Here is a 14,250-nt window from a genome sequence, read left to right on the forward strand (position 1 = left end):
GGAGCACGGTGCTACTACTTGCGGGTACTCGTGGCAATCCGGCCGAAACCGGCGGCTCGCCCGCGCCGCGGCGTCACGGAACGAAAGGGAGTCAGAGCGTGCCACCCAGGAGCAGCCCGACCGCGCGACAGCAGCGCCTCGGGAGCGAACTGCGCAAACTGCGCGAACAGTCGGGGATGTCGGCCCAGCAGGCCGCGGCCCTCCTGGGCGTCGACCGCACCCGAATCCCGAACATCGAGTCGGGCCGCTTCGGGATCAGCGCCGAGCGGGTCCGCACCCTCGCCTTCAACTACGGCTGCCCGGACACCGGACTCGTGGACCTCCTCGCCGGCATGGCCGGCGAGCGGGACCGGGGCTGGTGGGAGGAGCACCGCGGGCTGCTGCCGCCCGCGCTCCTCGACATCGCCGAACTGGAGTTCCACGCCTCGGAGTTGGAGACCTCCGTCACCACCCACATCCCCGGCCTCCTGCAGACCGAGGAGCACGCGCGGGCGGTCTTCGACACCGCCGTCCCCCCACTGCCGGAACCGGACCTGGAAGCCCGGCTCGCCCTGCGGCTGCGCCGCCAGGAGGTCCTGGACCGGGACCGGCCGGTGCGGTACGAGGCCGTGATCCACGAGGCGGCGCTGCGCATGCAGTTCGGCGGACCGAAGGTCGCCCGGACCCAGCTGGAACACATCCTCGACCACACCGAGCGGGACACCGTCTCCGTACGCGTGATCCCCTTCGCCGCGGGGGGTTTCCCGGGGGCGGGCCAGTCGTTCACCTACGTAGGCGCGCCGGTGCCGCAGCTCGACACCGTGCAGCTCGACTCCTCGCACGGCTCGCTCCTGCTGGACACCGACATGCAACTGCGCCGGTACCGCGGCCTGCTGGACCGACTGCGCGGGCTCGCGCTGCCCGCGACCGAATCGCGCGCGTTCGTCCGCGCCATATCCCAGGATCTGTGAAGGACCCCCACACCATGAACGCCACGCACGCCCCCACCACCCCCGCCGCCGCGATCGACTGGAACGAGGCCTTCTGCAGCGAGGGCGCCAACTGCTTCCGCTTCGGTCTCGACGGCTCCGGCCGGGCCTACATCGGCTCGACGCTCTCGCCCGACCAGTACGTCAGCGACTCCGTCGAGGCGCTGCGGGCGCTCATCTCGGCGGTGAAGGCCGGAGCCGCCGACCATCTGCTCTGAGCCGCCGGCCGTCTGCGCTGCGTAGTCGACCGTGCGGTCGGCACCTGCCCGCCGGGACGTGACCTGCGTCTCCGGCACCCCGCCGGAGCAGCACACATAACGGAACGTAACCGGACATCGCCGGGACGGGCTTGGCCGTCGCCTTACGGAGGCTTAACCTACGGTCTCGTAACCTACGAATCCGTAGGTATGCCCGTATGCCCTTCTCCGTCCCCAGGAGTTCCCGTGACGCTCACCTCTCCCCACCTCGGCAGCTCGGCTGAGTGGACCGACGCACGGCTGCTCTACGCACTGGAAGAGGTCGTGGAGAAGGAGCTCAACCGGCACCTCAAGGTCACCAAGGACTGGATGCCGCACGAGTACGTGCCGTGGTCCGACGGCCGCAACTTCCCCGGCTTCTTCGAGGACGGCGAGGCCTGGGAGCCGTCGCAGTCCAAGGTCACCGACATCGGCAAGATCGCCCTCGTCGTCAACCTGCTCACCGAGGACAACCTCCCGAGCTACCACCACGAGATCGCCAGCCTCTTCGGCCGCGACGGCGCCTGGGGCACCTGGGTGCACCGCTGGACCGCCGAGGAGGGCCGCCACGGCATCGTGATGCGCGACTACCTGCTCGCCTCGCGCGCCGTCGACCCGGACAAGCTGGAGCAGTTCCGGATGGCGCACATGAGCGAGGGCTTCGAGTCCGACAACCGGCACTCGATGCTGCACTCCGTCGCGTACGTGGCCTTCCAGGAGCTCGCGACCCGCATCTCGCACCGCAACACCGGCCACCAGTCCGGCGACCCGGTCTGCGACCGCATGCTCGCGCGCATCGCCACCGACGAGAACCTGCACATGGTCTTCTACCGCAACCTGCTCGGCGCGGCCTTCGAGCTCGCCCCCGACCTGACCATGCAGGCCGTGCGGGACGTCGTGGTCAACTTCCGGATGCCCGGACACGGCATGCCGGGCTTCGAGCGGGCCGCCGCGCAGATGGCGATCGGCGAGATCTACAACATGCGCATCCACCACGACGACGTCCTCCAGCCCGTCCTGCGCTTCCTCAAGGTCCTCCAGATCGAGGGCCTCGGCCCGGACGGCCTGCGCGCCCAGGAGGAGCTGGGGCTCTACATGAACGGCCTGGACAGCGAGGCGAGCAAGTTCGACGAGAAGCTCGCGGCCCGCAAGGCCCGGATGGCCGCCCGCGCCGCCGGCTGAGCCACCGACCCCGCGGGGCGGCCCGGCGGCTCAGCGGCCCCGCCGCTTGAGCCGCCCGCGCTCCTTCTCGGAGAGCCCGCCCCACACCCCGAACCGCTCGTCGTGGGTCAGGGCGTACTCCAGGCACGCCAGGCGCCCCTCGCACGCCCCGCACAGCTGCTTCGCCTCGCGCGTCGACGAGCCGGGCGCCGGGAAGAAGAACTCCGGTCCGGCCTGGGCGCACAGGGCGTTCTCGCGCCAGGTCATGTCGGGCTCCGGTGCGGTCAGTACGCTCGTGTAGGTCTGCATGGCGTACAGACTGCCGAGGGGTCGTAAACGGGCCATCAACGTTCGATCAATGCGGCGCGCCGAAAGTGTTTGCGGCGTGGTCCGGCCCTCGACGAGGATCGCCGCCATGCAGAAGACGGCCCTCGCCCCGTACGCCCGCCTGCCCCGCGCCCACCACGGCCGTCACGTGCTGACCAGCACCGTCGACGCCTTCGGCACCGCCCACTGGCTGCTCGCGGACCGGGCTCCGAGGCCCGGCCGTGACCTGCGCCCCTTCGACGCGCTCGTGGTCTCCGTCCACGACGGCGGTGACGCCGAGGTCACCGCGCTGAGCGCCGTACGCACGCGGTGGCCGCATCTGGACCGTCTGCCGGACGGCGGCTTCGTCGTCGCCTCGGCCCGTGCCCGCCGAGCCGACGAACGGCACCAGGTGCAGGTCTTCGACAGGCTCGGCCGCGAGACCCGGTCGTTCACCGTCGGCGACGCCGTCGAGCACCTCCTCGTCGACGCCACCGGCGACCTCTGGGTCGGGCACTTCGACGAGAACCCGGACGGGATCCGCCGCTGGAGCGCCGCGGGAGAGCTCCGCTGGGCGTCCGACGACGCCCCCGGTGCCGGCTGGATCATGGACTGCTACGCCCTCAACGTGTCCGGCTCCACCGCCTGGGCCTGCCCGTACACCGACTTCCCCCTACTGGAGATCGCGCCCGGCCGGCCCATGAAGGTGCGCTCCAACACCGTGCGGGGCGCCAAGGCGGTGGCCGTCCACGAGGGGTGGGTCGCCTTCGTCGGCGGCTACGGCGAGGAGCAGGACCGGATCGTGTACGGGGGGCTCACCGAGACCTCCGTCGAAGTGGGCGGGACCGGTCTGCTCACCGCGCCGGACGGCGCTCCCCTCGGCCGTCGCCGGGTCGTCGGTCGGGGGAGCAGGGTCTACGTGCAGACGGAGCCGTTCACGGACTGGGGCGTGTTCGACCTCAGCGGGTGACGCCCAGCGCCGGGAGGACCGTTTCGGCCACCCGGTACGCCTCCTCCAGGAGCGGGTTCCCGGACAGGATGAACGTGTCCACTCCCAGCTCCTGGTACTCCTTGAGCCGCGCCACGACCTGGGCCGTGGAGCCCACGACGGCCGTGCCGGGGCCGGGCCGGAACAGGCTCATGCCGGGCCACAGGTTCGGGTGGGTCTCCAGCTCGCGGGCCCGGGCCGGGACCTTGCCGCCGTGCTGGCGGAACTGGCGCTGCCAGCCCACGCCGTCCTCACCGGCGCGGTCCCCGAGCTGCCGGGCGTACGTCGCCTCGCTGGTGACGTCCAGGAGCCGGTCGGCCGCGGCCCAGGCCTCGTCCTCGGTGTCCCGGACGATCAGGTGGAGCCGCAGCCCGATCCGCAGCGTGCGCCCGTGGGCGGCGGCCCTGGCCCGGACGTGGTCGAGCTTCTCCTTGAGCAGGTGCGGGGGTTCGCCCCAGGTGAGGTAGACGTCGACGTGCTCGGCGGCCATCTCGATGCCGGGCGCCGAGGAACCGCCGAACCAGAGCGGGACGTGCGGCGCCTGGACGGGGCACAGGTCGCGGAAGGAGGCCCCGGCGCCCTTGAGGTCGTAGAACCTCCCCTTGTGGTCGAAGACCTCGCCGGCCGTGAGCCGCTTGACGATCGACCAGTACTCGGCGCTCAGTTCGTACCGCTCGTCGTGCTCGACGTGCAGGCCGTACTCCCGCAGGGAGTTCGTCGATCCGTTGACGACGTTGAACCGGAGCCTGCCGCCGAAGAGGTTGTCGAAGCTCAGCGCCATCTTGGCCAGGAGCGTCGGTGAGACGAGGCCCGGGTGGACGGCGAGCAGCGGCTTGAAACGTGTGCTGGTGGAGGCCGCGAGCGCGGAGCCGAGCGGCCACACGTCGTACAGGTCGGTGGCGAGCAGCGCGCCGGTGAAACCGAGGCGTTCGACCGTACCGGCGAGCTGGGTGAGATAGCCGAGGTCGACGGGGCGGCGGCCCTCCGGCTCCCACGGGTAGGCGCCTTCGCGCGGGATGACGTACCAGAGGACTTCGGGTGCCTGCGTGGTCACGGCGATCAGGCCTTCCGGGGCAGCGCGTCGGCGACGGTGACCGCGCGGTCGACGAATCCGGTGCGGTGGAAGATGTCCGCCGCCTGCTGCTGCTCGGCGATGAACTCCTCGCCGACCTCCTCGATGGTCCAGGGCAGGGCACGCAGGGCGGTCTCCCAGTCCTCGACCGTGCCGCCCTGGTCGGCGGCGGCGATCTCGGCGGCCTCGCGCGGGTGCGCCGCGGCCCACGCGTCGGCCCGACGCAGCGCGCGCGTGAGTGCCTCGACGAGCTCGGGCCGCTGCTCGGCCAGGTCGCGGCGGGTGAAGAAGACGGACCGGTCGCTGATGACCTCGCCGGTACGGATCAGGGTGCGCAGGCCGCCGGTGCGGCGGGCGGCGGCGAGTTCGGCTCCCTGCGCGACCCAGGCGGTGATCTCGCCGGTGCGGAGCTTCGCCTCGCTGCCGGCGCCGCCGCGTACGGGGGTGATGTCGGTGGCGTACGAGAGTCCGGCGTCGTCCAGGGCCTTGGCGACGAGGTGCGTCTGCCAGGAGCCGACGGCGAGGTGGACGGTGCCGCCCGCGAGGTCGGCGACGGTGCGGACCGGGCTGTCCTCGGGGACGAGGAGGGCACCGTGGTCGGGCCGGGGCGCGGAGACGGCCGTGTAGACGATGTCGTGGCCCGCGGCCTGCGCGGTGACCGGCGGGGTGGAGCCGGTGCCGCCGAAGTCGATGGTGCCGTCGGCGAGGTGGGCGCCGGTGCGGACGCCGTCGGTGTACGGGTGCCAGGTCACGGTCTCGCCGAGGGCGGCGAGCTCCTCCTCCGCGTAGCCGAGGCGGGAGAGGTGGTAGAGGGAGGGGTTGCTGCGGTGGACACCGATGACGACGGTCATGCGGGGGCTCCTTCGAGAGGGGAGACGTGCGTTTCTTCGATCGCTTCTTCGGGCGTGTGGACGCCGAGCTCGGCGAGGAGGCGGCGGCGCAGGGCCACGAAGGCCGGGTCGCCGGGGTCGCGGGGACGGGCGACGGCGACGGGTTCGTCGGTGACGAGCCGGCCGTCCCGCAGCACGGCGACCCGGTCGGCGAGGCGCACGGCCTCGTCGACGTCGTGGGTGACGAGCAGGACGGCCGGCCGGTGGATCCGGCGCAGTTCGCCGACCAGGTCCTGCATGCGGAGCCGGGTCAGCGCGTCGAGCGCGGCGAACGGCTCGTCGAGCAGCAGGAGTTCGGGTTCGCGGACCAGGGCCCTGGCCAGGGCGACGCGCTGGGCCTCGCCGCCGGAGAGGGTGGCCGGCCAGGCGTCGGCGTGCCGCTCGAGGCCGACCTCGGCGAGCGCCCGCAGGCCGGTCGCCCGGGTCTCCGCGCCGCGCGGCAGTCCGACGGTGACGTTGGCGAGGACCTTCTTCGAGGGGATGAGCCGGGGCTCCTGGAAGACGACGGTGCGGGCGGCGGGGACGAGGGCCTCTCCCCCGTCGGCTCCGTCGAGGGCGCCGAGGATGCGCAGCAGGGTGGTCTTGCCGCTGCCGCTGGCACCGAGCAGGGCGACGAACTCGCCGCGCCCGATGGTGAGGTCGAGGGCGTCGATGACGGCGCGGTCGCCGAAGACCCGGCGCAGCCCCCTGACCCGTACGGCGGTCATGTCGTCCCTCCCGGTCCGGCGGTGCGCCAGGGCATGAGGATCCGCTCCAGGCCGCGGACGAACACGTCGGCGGTGAGGCCGAGGAGTCCGTAGACGAGGATGCAGACGGCGAGGATGTCGGTGCGGGCGTAGCTCTGGGCCTGGGACATCAGATAGCCGATGCCTTCGGTGGCGTTGATCTCCTCGGCGGCGATCAGCGCGATGACGCTGAGCGTCATGGACAGCCGCAGTCCGGCGAGGAGCGAGGGCAGGGCGCCGGGCAGCACGACCTGGCGGACGATCGCGAGCCGGCCGAGACCGAAGCTGCGCATGGCCTCGACGAGTTTGCGGTCGGTGTTGCGGACGCCGCCGGTGGTGGAGACGTACATGGGGAAGGTGGTGGCGACGGCGATGAGCAGGATCTTCGCGGTCTCGTTGATCCCGAACCAGACCATGAAGAGGGGGACGAGGGAGAGGAAGGGGATGGTGCGCAGGGTCTGGAGGGAGGAGTCGAGGAGTTCGTCGCCGAGCCGGGTGAAGCCGGTGGTGATGCCGAGGGTGAGTCCGGCGGCGAGGCCGATGACCAGGCCGAGGCCGGAGCGGGTGAGGGAGGTCGCGAGCGCGTCGGGCAGCTGCCCGTTGCCCCACAACTCCCCTACCGCTTCGACGACTTGCGCGGGCGAGGCGAGGACGTCGGGGGTGAGCAGGCCACTCGCGGAGGAGGCCCACCACAGGGCGAGCAGGGCGAGCGGGCCGAGGGCGCGGACGGTGACGGCGTACGTGCGGGGGCGGGAGCGGCGCACGGGTGGACGCGGCGCGACGAGCCCCTCCGTCCGCTCCCGTTCCTCGGTGGGGGCCGTCATGACAGCTTCTCGACGTCGAGGAGGTGGGCGGCGATGTCGACCTGGTTCGGGGTGACCTTCTGGTCGGCATAGAACCGGGCGACGGTCTTGAAGCGCTCGATGTCCTCCGGGCCGATGGGGTCGACGGTGCCGCCCTTGGCGGTGAAGGCGATCTGGACGTCCTTGGCCTTGCCGTTGACGGCGGTGGGGCCGGCGTCGGTGAAGACGTTGAGGTAGGCGGCGGGGTTCTTCCTCTCCTCGGCGCTGTGCTCGTGGAGGTAGGCGTAGAGCGCCTTGACGATCTCGGGGTGTTCCTCGGCGAAGTCCGAACGGACGGCGTTGAGGCTGTAGTTGTCGGATCCGATGGCGGTCCCGTCGGCGAGGAAGCGGGCCTTGCCGCTGCCGATCTCGGCGACGGCGTAGGTGGACCAGACGGCCCAGGCGTCGACCTGGCCGGCGTTGAAGACGGCGGCGGTCTGGTCGGGGCGCAGATAGACGCGCTCGACCTTGTCGGCGGGGATCCCGGCCTTGGCGAGGGCCTTGAGGAGCAGGTACTCGCCGGTGCCGCCCTTGTTGACGGCGACCTTGCGGCCGACGAGGTCCTGGACGGAGGCGATGTCCGAGCCCTCGCGGACGAGGATGCCCTCGCCGACGGGGTCGGGGTCGGTGGCGGTGAAGAAGGCGAAGCCGGGGTTCTGGGAGAGGGAGGTGATGCCGGAGGTGATGGAGCCGGTCGCGATGTCGAGCCGGTCGGCGTTCAGGGCCTGGGCGGCGGGGGCGAAGGGGCCGGCGCTGCCGGTCCAGGCCACCTCGGCGCCGACGGCGGCGAGGGCCTTGTCGAGGCTGCCGTCCTTCTTGCCGCGGGCGAGGACTCCTGCGTTGCCGGGGTCGGGGATGCGCACGGTGACCGTTCCCTTCCCGCCCCCCTTGCCCTCCGGGGCGCCGTCGTGGTCCGTGCCGCCGCAGGCGGTGACGGTGGAGAGGGCGGCGAGGGCCGCCAGAGCGGCGAGCGGGGTGAGTGGGCGCATGGCGGTCTTCCTCCGGGGATCAGGGGGTGGGGTGGATGTCACGAGACGGACTGCGGGGACCGGTCCGGCGCGGCGCCGGTCACGATGAGACGGGCGCGGCGCAGGGGCTCCGGATCGGCCCAGGCCCGCACGTCGACGGGCTCGGGCAGGAAGCCGTGGGCGCGCAGGGCCTCCTCCTGGCGGGCGAGCAGGTCGAGTCGGGTGCCGGACAGGTCGGGGTGGAGGGTGCGGTGGGTGCCGGGCCGGTAGGCGCCCGCGACGCCCTCGGCGCCCGCCCCGGTCTCGGCGCCCAGGATGCGGGCGACCTCGTCGGGCTCGCCGGCGGCCCAGTCGGCGGCGCGGAGCAGTACGGCGAGGAAGCGCGCGACGAGCTCGGGGTGTTCGTCCAGGAGGTCCTGGTGGACGGTGAGGGGGCGCGGGGTGCCGTTGTTGACGCGGTGCGCGGGGTCGGGCAGTTCATCGAGCTCGACGGCCACCTCCGCGCCGGCGCGGCGGGCCGCCTCGACGGCGAGCGCTCCCTTCACGTAGACGGCGTCGACCTCGCCCCGGCGCAGGGCGTCGAGCTCTGCGGCCCACTGGCCCTGACGGCCGTCGGCCGGTACGTCGACGGGGACGGCGTCGCCGAGTCCGTACCCCGCCGAGGCGAGGACTCCCTCGAAGCCGCGCAGGGCCATCGCCCGCCAGAAGTCGATGGGCACGGAGTGGCGCGGCACGGCGAGCCGCAGTCCCCGCAGGGCGGCGGCCCCGCGGACCGGGGAGCCGGGGGCGACGAGCACCACCTGGCGCTCCTCGATCCAGGTGAGCCCGACGAGCCGGGTGCGTTCGCCGCGCGAACGGGCCCACAGCGCGGGCACGTTGCCGCCCTCGCGGAAGAGTCCGGGCAGGGCGTGGGTGAAGTGGGTGGCGCGGTCGGCGCCGGGTTCGGCGTCCTGGAGCGAGCGGACGGCGATGCCGTCCGGCGCGAACTCCCCCGCCAGCCAGCCGCGGTCGGCGGCGACGCCGGTGGCGGTGGGGACGGGGCAGCGGGTGAACCAGAGCGTGTCGGGCACACGGGCGTACGTCATGGAGGGCATCCCGGGGTGTGAAGGGTCGGGAGAGGGCGGCGGGGCACGGCCGGGCGTGCGGGAAGGGGCTCGCGAGCAGCCGACGGGACCGCCGGAGGAACGGAGGGCGTGGGCGTGCGGGGTGAGCGGCACCCGCGGCGCGACCGTCGGCCGGGGCCTGTCGGACAGGCCGGGGACCGGACGCGTCGGCCGAAGGGCGTGGGCCCGCGACGGGCGCGGGTCGGCGGAGGGGTGGGTCGGCGCGGGGGGTGGGTCGGCGAAGGCCGGGTGTCAGCGACAGCCGGTGCCGGTGACGCGCCCCAGGTCGATGTGGCGGCGCCGGGTGAGGGCGAGCGGTACGTGTCGTGCGTTCATCGCCTGCTCCTTCCGGATCGCCGCCGACGTGGTGTTGGCCGGAACCTTGCCACGGCCGTTCCGCCGCCCACAACTCGGCTCCCACCATGTGGGATTGCTTGTGAACGCAGTGTTTCCGACCTCTCCCGGAGCCCGATTCGGCTCCCGCCATGTGGGAGCGTGGGAGCCCGATCACCCACGGGGAGCGAACCCTATGACGACCGAGGCCGGCATCGTCCGACCCCCGGCGGGCGCCCAGGCGGTCCGCCGCGCACTGGACGTGCTGCACTGTTTCCACGACAACGGGCCCGACCTGAGCGCCTCCGACCTCGCGCGCCGTCTCGGACTCTCCACCTCGACGGCGCACCGCCTGGCCCGCACCCTGCTCGGCGCGGGCTTCCTGGAGCAGGACGCCCGGACCGCGCGCTACCGGCTCGGTCCGGCGATGACCGAGCTGGGCCGCCTCTCGTACCACCAGCGGGGGCTGCACCTGGCCGCGCCCGAGCTGTCCGATCTGGCCGAACGGACCGGCGCGACGGCCGACTTGGCGCTGCGCAGCGGTCCGCACGCGGTGATCGTGGCGGGCGGTTCGGTGACCCCGAAGGTGGGGCTGCGGAGGCCGCTCCACTCGACGGCGCTCGGGAAGGTGCTGCTCGCCTGGCCCCGGGCGGGCGAGGCGGGCCCGCGCTCACTGCCGCCACTGTACGCGTTCACCGAGCGGACGATCGTCGAACCGCCCGCGCTGGCAGCCGAGTTGGCGCGCGTACGGGAGGCTGGGTACGCGCTCAACGACGGCGAGTCGGCCCACGGGGTGCGGACGGTGGCCGTGCCGGTCCTGGAGCGCACGGGACACGCGCGCTTCGCGCTCGCGGTCCGCGCGACCCCCGAGCTGATCACCGACGCGCGGCTCGACTGGTACCTGGCGCAGGCGCGGGCCTGCGCGCGGGCCCTGGAGGTGCTGCTGCTCGCCCCGGCGGAGCGTCGGGACCCGGGAGAGCGGGCCGGATAGCCCCGGGAGCGCCGAGATATCCGCACGGTCGTGCGTTCAGTACGATGGGGTCATGAGCGGCAGCACCGGAAGCGGCACCGGCACCAGGACCGACGGACGCGTCGAGCGGGGCAACCAGACCCGGCGGCTCGTCCTCGGCCGGACGATGGACATCGCCTCGGTCGAGGGCCTCGAAGGCCTGTCCCTGGGGCGCATCGCGACCGAGCTGAAGCTGAGCAAGAGTGGTGTCTTCGCCCTCTTCGGCTCCAAGGAGGAGCTCCAGCTCGCGACCGTCAGGGCCGCCGTCGCCGTCTTCGCCGACCGCGTGGTCACCCCGCTGAAGGACCTGCCGCCGGGCGCGCGGAGGGTCCGCGAGCTGTGCCGGAACTGGCTCGCGTACTCCTCGGAGCGGGTCTTCGCGGGCGGCTGCTTCTTCTACGCCGTCTCGGCCGAGTTCGACGCCCGTACGGGCCCGGTCCACGACGCCGTCGCCAAGACCCGCAGCGACTGGACCGCGTACATGGAGGGGGCCCTGACGGAGGCGCGTGCCGTCGGGGACTTCGCCGAGGACCTGGACGTGGAGCAGCTGGCCTTCGAGGTGATCGCCCTCATGGAGGCGGCCAACGCGCGGTCCGTCCTGTTCGGCGACCCCGGCACGTACGCCCGTGCCGAACGGGGCATCACGGCCCGGCTCCTCGCCGCGGCGACGGACAGGGGCCGGGCGGCGCTCGGCGATCCCGCCTGACGGCGGCCGCCCCAAGGCTCCTTCCTCTCACGTCCCCGCACCCACCGCACCCCGGGCCGCCCGCCCGGCTACGGCGCACTCGCTGATCGAGTGAAGGCCAGGTGTCGCTCGTCCGTGTGCTCCCGGGCCCGCCCGCATGGTGAGCGGGACGGCCGGAACCGTCGGCACTCCCGCCCGCGGTCCGGTCCGCCTGCTGAGAGGAGCGCGTATGTCCGCCCCGGACACCCCGCCCGGCGCCCGCCGCAGACCACTCCTGCGAAGACGACTCGCCGTCGTGGCGGCCCTGGCCACCAGTCTGCTGCTGCCCGGCCCCGGCCTGCCCGCCCCGTCCCCCGCGCACGCCGACAGCGCGGGGGCCCGGGACATCCGTACGGAACCGCCGGGCACCGCGCTCACCTGGGGGTTCAACGATCTGGGCCGACTCGGCGACGGCAACACGACCGAGTCGAGCGCCGCCCCGGGGCGGGTCTGCGGAAACGCGACCTGCACCACACCGCTCGGCAGGATCGTGCAGGTCGCGGCCGGCACCGGCCACAGCATCGCCCTCCTCGAGGACGGTTCCGTCCTCGCCTGGGGCGCCAACTACAGCGGCCAGCTCGGCGACGGCACCGAGACCGACCGCAGCACGCCCGTCCGGGTCTGCGCCGTCGGCGAACCCGCGCCGTGCGCGTCGTTCCTGAAGGGCGTCGTCTCCGTCGCGGCCGGTGCCATCCACAGCCTCGCGGTGCTCACCGACGGGACTGTCGTGTCCTGGGGCAACAACGGCTGGGGTCAGCTCGGCGCGGGCAGCGGCGTCAACCACGTGACGTCGCCGGTCCGGGTCTGCGACGTGGGCACATCCGCACCATGCACCTCGCACCTGACCAACGTCGCCCGTATCGCCGGCGGCTACCAGCACACTCTCGCGGTGCTCACCAACGGATCCATGCGCGCCTGGGGACTCAATGACTTCGGCCAGCTCGGCGACGGCACCACCACGCCCCACTCCTCCCCCGCAGTGGTCAGCGGCATGTCCCGCGTCGTCTCCGTGGCGGGCGGCCTCTTCCACAGCGTCGCGGCCCGGAGCGACGGCTCCGTCTTCACCTGGGGCTCGGGAACGGCCCTCGGCAACGGCACCGGCGCGCAGACCTCGCTCCCCGTACAGGTCTGCGCGACGGGGCAGACCGCACCCTGCGGCTCCTTCCTCTCGGATGTGAGGTCCGTCGGAGCCGGCGCCTACCACAGCCTGGCGGTCCGCACCGACGGCACCGCCGTCTCCTGGGGCGTCAACAGCAGCGGCCAGCTCGGCGACGGGAGCACCGTCAACCGATCCGTCCCGGTCCAGGTGTGCGCGCCGGGCGGCTGCTCGGGCGTCCTGACGGGTGTGACCGCCGTCGCCGGAGGCGCCGGCGGTCTGCACAGCCTCGCCCTGCGCTCCGACGGCTCCGTCCGCGCGTGGGGCTACAACGGGTACGGCCAGCTCGGCGACGGCACCAGGCTCGACCGCAACACGCCCTTCCGGGTCTGCGCCGTCGGCCAGACCTCGCCCTGCCTCCGGTACCTCGAAGGCGTCACCTCGATCGGCGCCGGCGACACGCACAGCATCGCCGTGTACCGGCCGCTCGCGGACCTGGCCACGTCCGTCGCCGCGAGCCCCGAACCGGTGGCGAACGGCGGGACCCTCACCTACACGGTGAGTGTCCGCAACCACGGCCCGACCGCGTCGGAGGACGTGGTCCTCACCGACAACCTCCCCGCCACCGTCCGCTTCGTCTCGGCCACCCCGTCCACCGGCGCCTGCGACACTCCGCCGACCGGCAGTACGGACACCGTGACCTGCCGATTCGGCACCCTGGCCGCGGGCGGAACGGCGACTCTCACGCTCAGGGTGCTGGTGCGCTCGACGGCGGCCGTCACCCACGGGGCCTCGGCGACCGCAACCACCCCCGATCCCCGGTCCGGCAACAACTCGGCCTCGATCACGACGCCGTTGGGCTGACGCCCTCGCGGGACGTGACCGCCGGCTCCGCCGTGAGGCCGGAGCCGGCGGTCGCGAACTCCACCGCCTCGGCCACCACCTCCGGGTCCGTGAGGATGCGCCGGTGGCCGAGGCTGCGGGTGACGACGAGCCGGGCCCGCCCGCCGTGCGCCCGGGCGAGGAACCGCGCCTGGGCCAGCGGCACCATGTCGTCGCCCTCGTCGTGGAACAGCAGGACGGGCGCGCCGAGTTCCTCCGGCGCGTGGTCGGCGCCGAAGCGGTCCCAGACGCCCGGCTCGCCGGGGACGAGGTGGCCCTCGACGTACCGGCGCATGGCCCGCACCACCCGGTCGTCCAGGCCGAGTCCGGCCCGGAAGCCCTCCAGGAGCATGGCGAAGGAGCCGACGCCGCCGAGGCCCACGAAGCGGGCCGTGCGGACGCCGTCGCGGAGGGCGAAGAGCGAGGCGAGGACGCCGAAGGAGTGGGCGACGACGGCCTCGAAGTCGCCGTGCCGGGCGTGCAACTGCCGGATGATCTCCCGGTATTCGACGATGTTGGTGGCCCGGCCCGTGGATTCCCCGTGCCCGGGCCCGTCGAAGGCGACGGGACTGTAGCCGCGCGCGAGCAGCTCCTCGGCGAAGGCGCCGAGCCGCGAGGCGCGGGAGGACCAGCCGTGGACGAGGAGGACGGGCCGCCGGCCGTCGCCCCAGGCGTACGTGACGACCTCCTTGCCCCGGACGCGGAGGGTCCCGGTGCGGGCGGAGGCGAGGAGCGCCTGTTCGTCCGGTCTGGCCTTGGCCCTGCCGAGCGGGCGGACGAAGAGGTGGAAGGCCCAGCGGCCGGCCGGGCCGGGGGCGACGCGGGCGGTGGTGTTCAGGGCGGTGCGGATGAGCGGAGCCATCGGGTACATGCCGGATCTCCTCGGTCGTCCTGGGTACAGAAAAATGCTAGCACGATCGTTCGTGTTGTTTTAGGGTGAACGACGA

The 14,250-nt window shown here is 73.3% G+C and carries 15 protein-coding genes; 7 read left to right on the top strand and 8 right to left on the bottom strand.

What is annotated here, in order from left to right:
* Positions 1-98 precede the first annotated feature (98 nt).
* The 3 genes from ACF07V_RS21060 (at position 99) to ACF07V_RS21070 (ending at position 2,386) form a co-directional block, all read left to right on the top strand.
* Positions 99-950, top strand: coding sequence for a helix-turn-helix domain-containing protein (locus tag ACF07V_RS21060; RefSeq protein WP_392156145.1), 852 nt, complete (start codon positions 99-101; stop codon positions 948-950).
* 14 nt (positions 951-964) lie between these two features.
* Positions 965-1,186 (top strand): hypothetical protein, encoded by a 222-nt coding sequence (locus tag ACF07V_RS21065; protein ID WP_392156147.1) that lies wholly within the window; start codon positions 965-967, stop codon positions 1,184-1,186.
* 225 nt (positions 1,187-1,411) lie between these two features.
* Positions 1,412-2,386: an acyl-ACP desaturase gene (locus tag ACF07V_RS21070; RefSeq protein ID WP_392156149.1), complete on the top strand. Its 975-nt coding sequence runs from the start codon at positions 1,412-1,414 to the stop codon at positions 2,384-2,386.
* Positions 2,387-2,416: 30 nt separating this feature from the next.
* Here ACF07V_RS21070 and ACF07V_RS21075 read toward each other — a convergent pair whose 3' ends face one another.
* Positions 2,417-2,674 (bottom strand): WhiB family transcriptional regulator, encoded by a 258-nt coding sequence (locus ACF07V_RS21075; protein ID WP_392156151.1) that lies wholly within the window; start codon positions 2,672-2,674, stop codon positions 2,417-2,419.
* Between the two features lie 106 nt (positions 2,675-2,780).
* On the opposite strand from ACF07V_RS21075, the gene ACF07V_RS21080 reads away from it, so the two are divergent.
* A complete protein-coding gene (locus ACF07V_RS21080; RefSeq protein WP_392156152.1) occupies positions 2,781-3,641 on the top strand; it encodes a hypothetical protein in 861 nt (286 codons plus the stop codon).
* On the opposite strand, the gene ACF07V_RS21085 is transcribed toward ACF07V_RS21080, so the two are convergent.
* The 6 genes from ACF07V_RS21085 to ACF07V_RS21110 are packed head-to-tail and all read right to left on the bottom strand — an operon-like array spanning position 3,631 to position 9,250.
* Positions 3,631-4,713: an LLM class flavin-dependent oxidoreductase gene (locus ACF07V_RS21085; protein ID WP_392156154.1), complete on the bottom strand. Its 1,083-nt coding sequence runs from the start codon at positions 4,711-4,713 to the stop codon at positions 3,631-3,633. The genes ACF07V_RS21080 and ACF07V_RS21085 overlap by 11 nt on opposite strands.
* A 5-nt stretch (positions 4,714-4,718) precedes the next feature.
* Entirely contained in the window at positions 4,719-5,582 is an 864-nt protein-coding gene (locus ACF07V_RS21090) for an ABC transporter substrate-binding protein (RefSeq protein WP_392156156.1), read from the bottom strand.
* Positions 5,579-6,328 carry an ABC transporter ATP-binding protein gene (locus ACF07V_RS21095; protein WP_392156158.1) on the bottom strand — a complete coding sequence of 250 codons (750 nt, stop codon included), beginning with the start codon at positions 6,326-6,328 and terminating at the stop codon, positions 5,579-5,581. Before ACF07V_RS21095 ends, ACF07V_RS21090 begins: the two co-directional genes overlap by 4 nt.
* Entirely contained in the window at positions 6,325-7,170 is an 846-nt protein-coding gene (locus tag ACF07V_RS21100; RefSeq protein ID WP_392156160.1) for an ABC transporter permease, read from the bottom strand. The genes ACF07V_RS21095 and ACF07V_RS21100 overlap by 4 nt, the downstream gene beginning before the upstream one ends.
* Positions 7,167-8,177 carry an ABC transporter substrate-binding protein gene (locus ACF07V_RS21105; RefSeq protein ID WP_392156162.1) on the bottom strand — a complete coding sequence of 337 codons (1,011 nt, stop codon included), beginning with the start codon at positions 8,175-8,177 and terminating at the stop codon, positions 7,167-7,169. The genes ACF07V_RS21100 and ACF07V_RS21105 overlap by 4 nt, the downstream gene beginning before the upstream one ends.
* Before the next feature lie 38 nt (positions 8,178-8,215).
* Complete coding sequence (locus ACF07V_RS21110) at positions 8,216-9,250, bottom strand: ABC transporter substrate-binding protein (RefSeq protein ID WP_392156164.1); 1,035 nt, start codon at positions 9,248-9,250, stop codon at positions 8,216-8,218.
* 538 nt (positions 9,251-9,788) lie between these two features.
* Here ACF07V_RS21110 and ACF07V_RS21115 point away from each other — a divergent pair.
* From ACF07V_RS21115 to ACF07V_RS21125, 3 genes are all read left to right on the top strand, one after another.
* Complete coding sequence (locus ACF07V_RS21115) at positions 9,789-10,583, top strand: IclR family transcriptional regulator (protein ID WP_392156165.1); 795 nt, start codon at positions 9,789-9,791, stop codon at positions 10,581-10,583.
* 52 nt (positions 10,584-10,635) lie between these two features.
* Positions 10,636-11,307 (top strand): TetR/AcrR family transcriptional regulator, encoded by a 672-nt coding sequence (locus tag ACF07V_RS21120; protein ID WP_392156167.1) that lies wholly within the window; start codon positions 10,636-10,638, stop codon positions 11,305-11,307.
* A gap of 208 nt (positions 11,308-11,515) precedes the next feature.
* Entirely contained in the window at positions 11,516-13,285 is a 1,770-nt protein-coding gene (locus tag ACF07V_RS21125; protein ID WP_392156169.1) for a hypothetical protein, read from the top strand.
* Here the strand turns inward: ACF07V_RS21125 and ACF07V_RS21130 are convergent.
* Entirely contained in the window at positions 13,266-14,174 is a 909-nt protein-coding gene (locus ACF07V_RS21130; RefSeq protein WP_392156170.1) for an alpha/beta fold hydrolase, read from the bottom strand. The genes ACF07V_RS21125 and ACF07V_RS21130 overlap by 20 nt on opposite strands.
* Positions 14,175-14,250: the final 76 nt, after the last annotated feature.

This window comes from Streptomyces sp. NPDC015661 (assembly GCF_043077765.1).
Classification (GTDB): domain Bacteria; phylum Actinomycetota; class Actinomycetes; order Streptomycetales; family Streptomycetaceae; genus Streptomyces.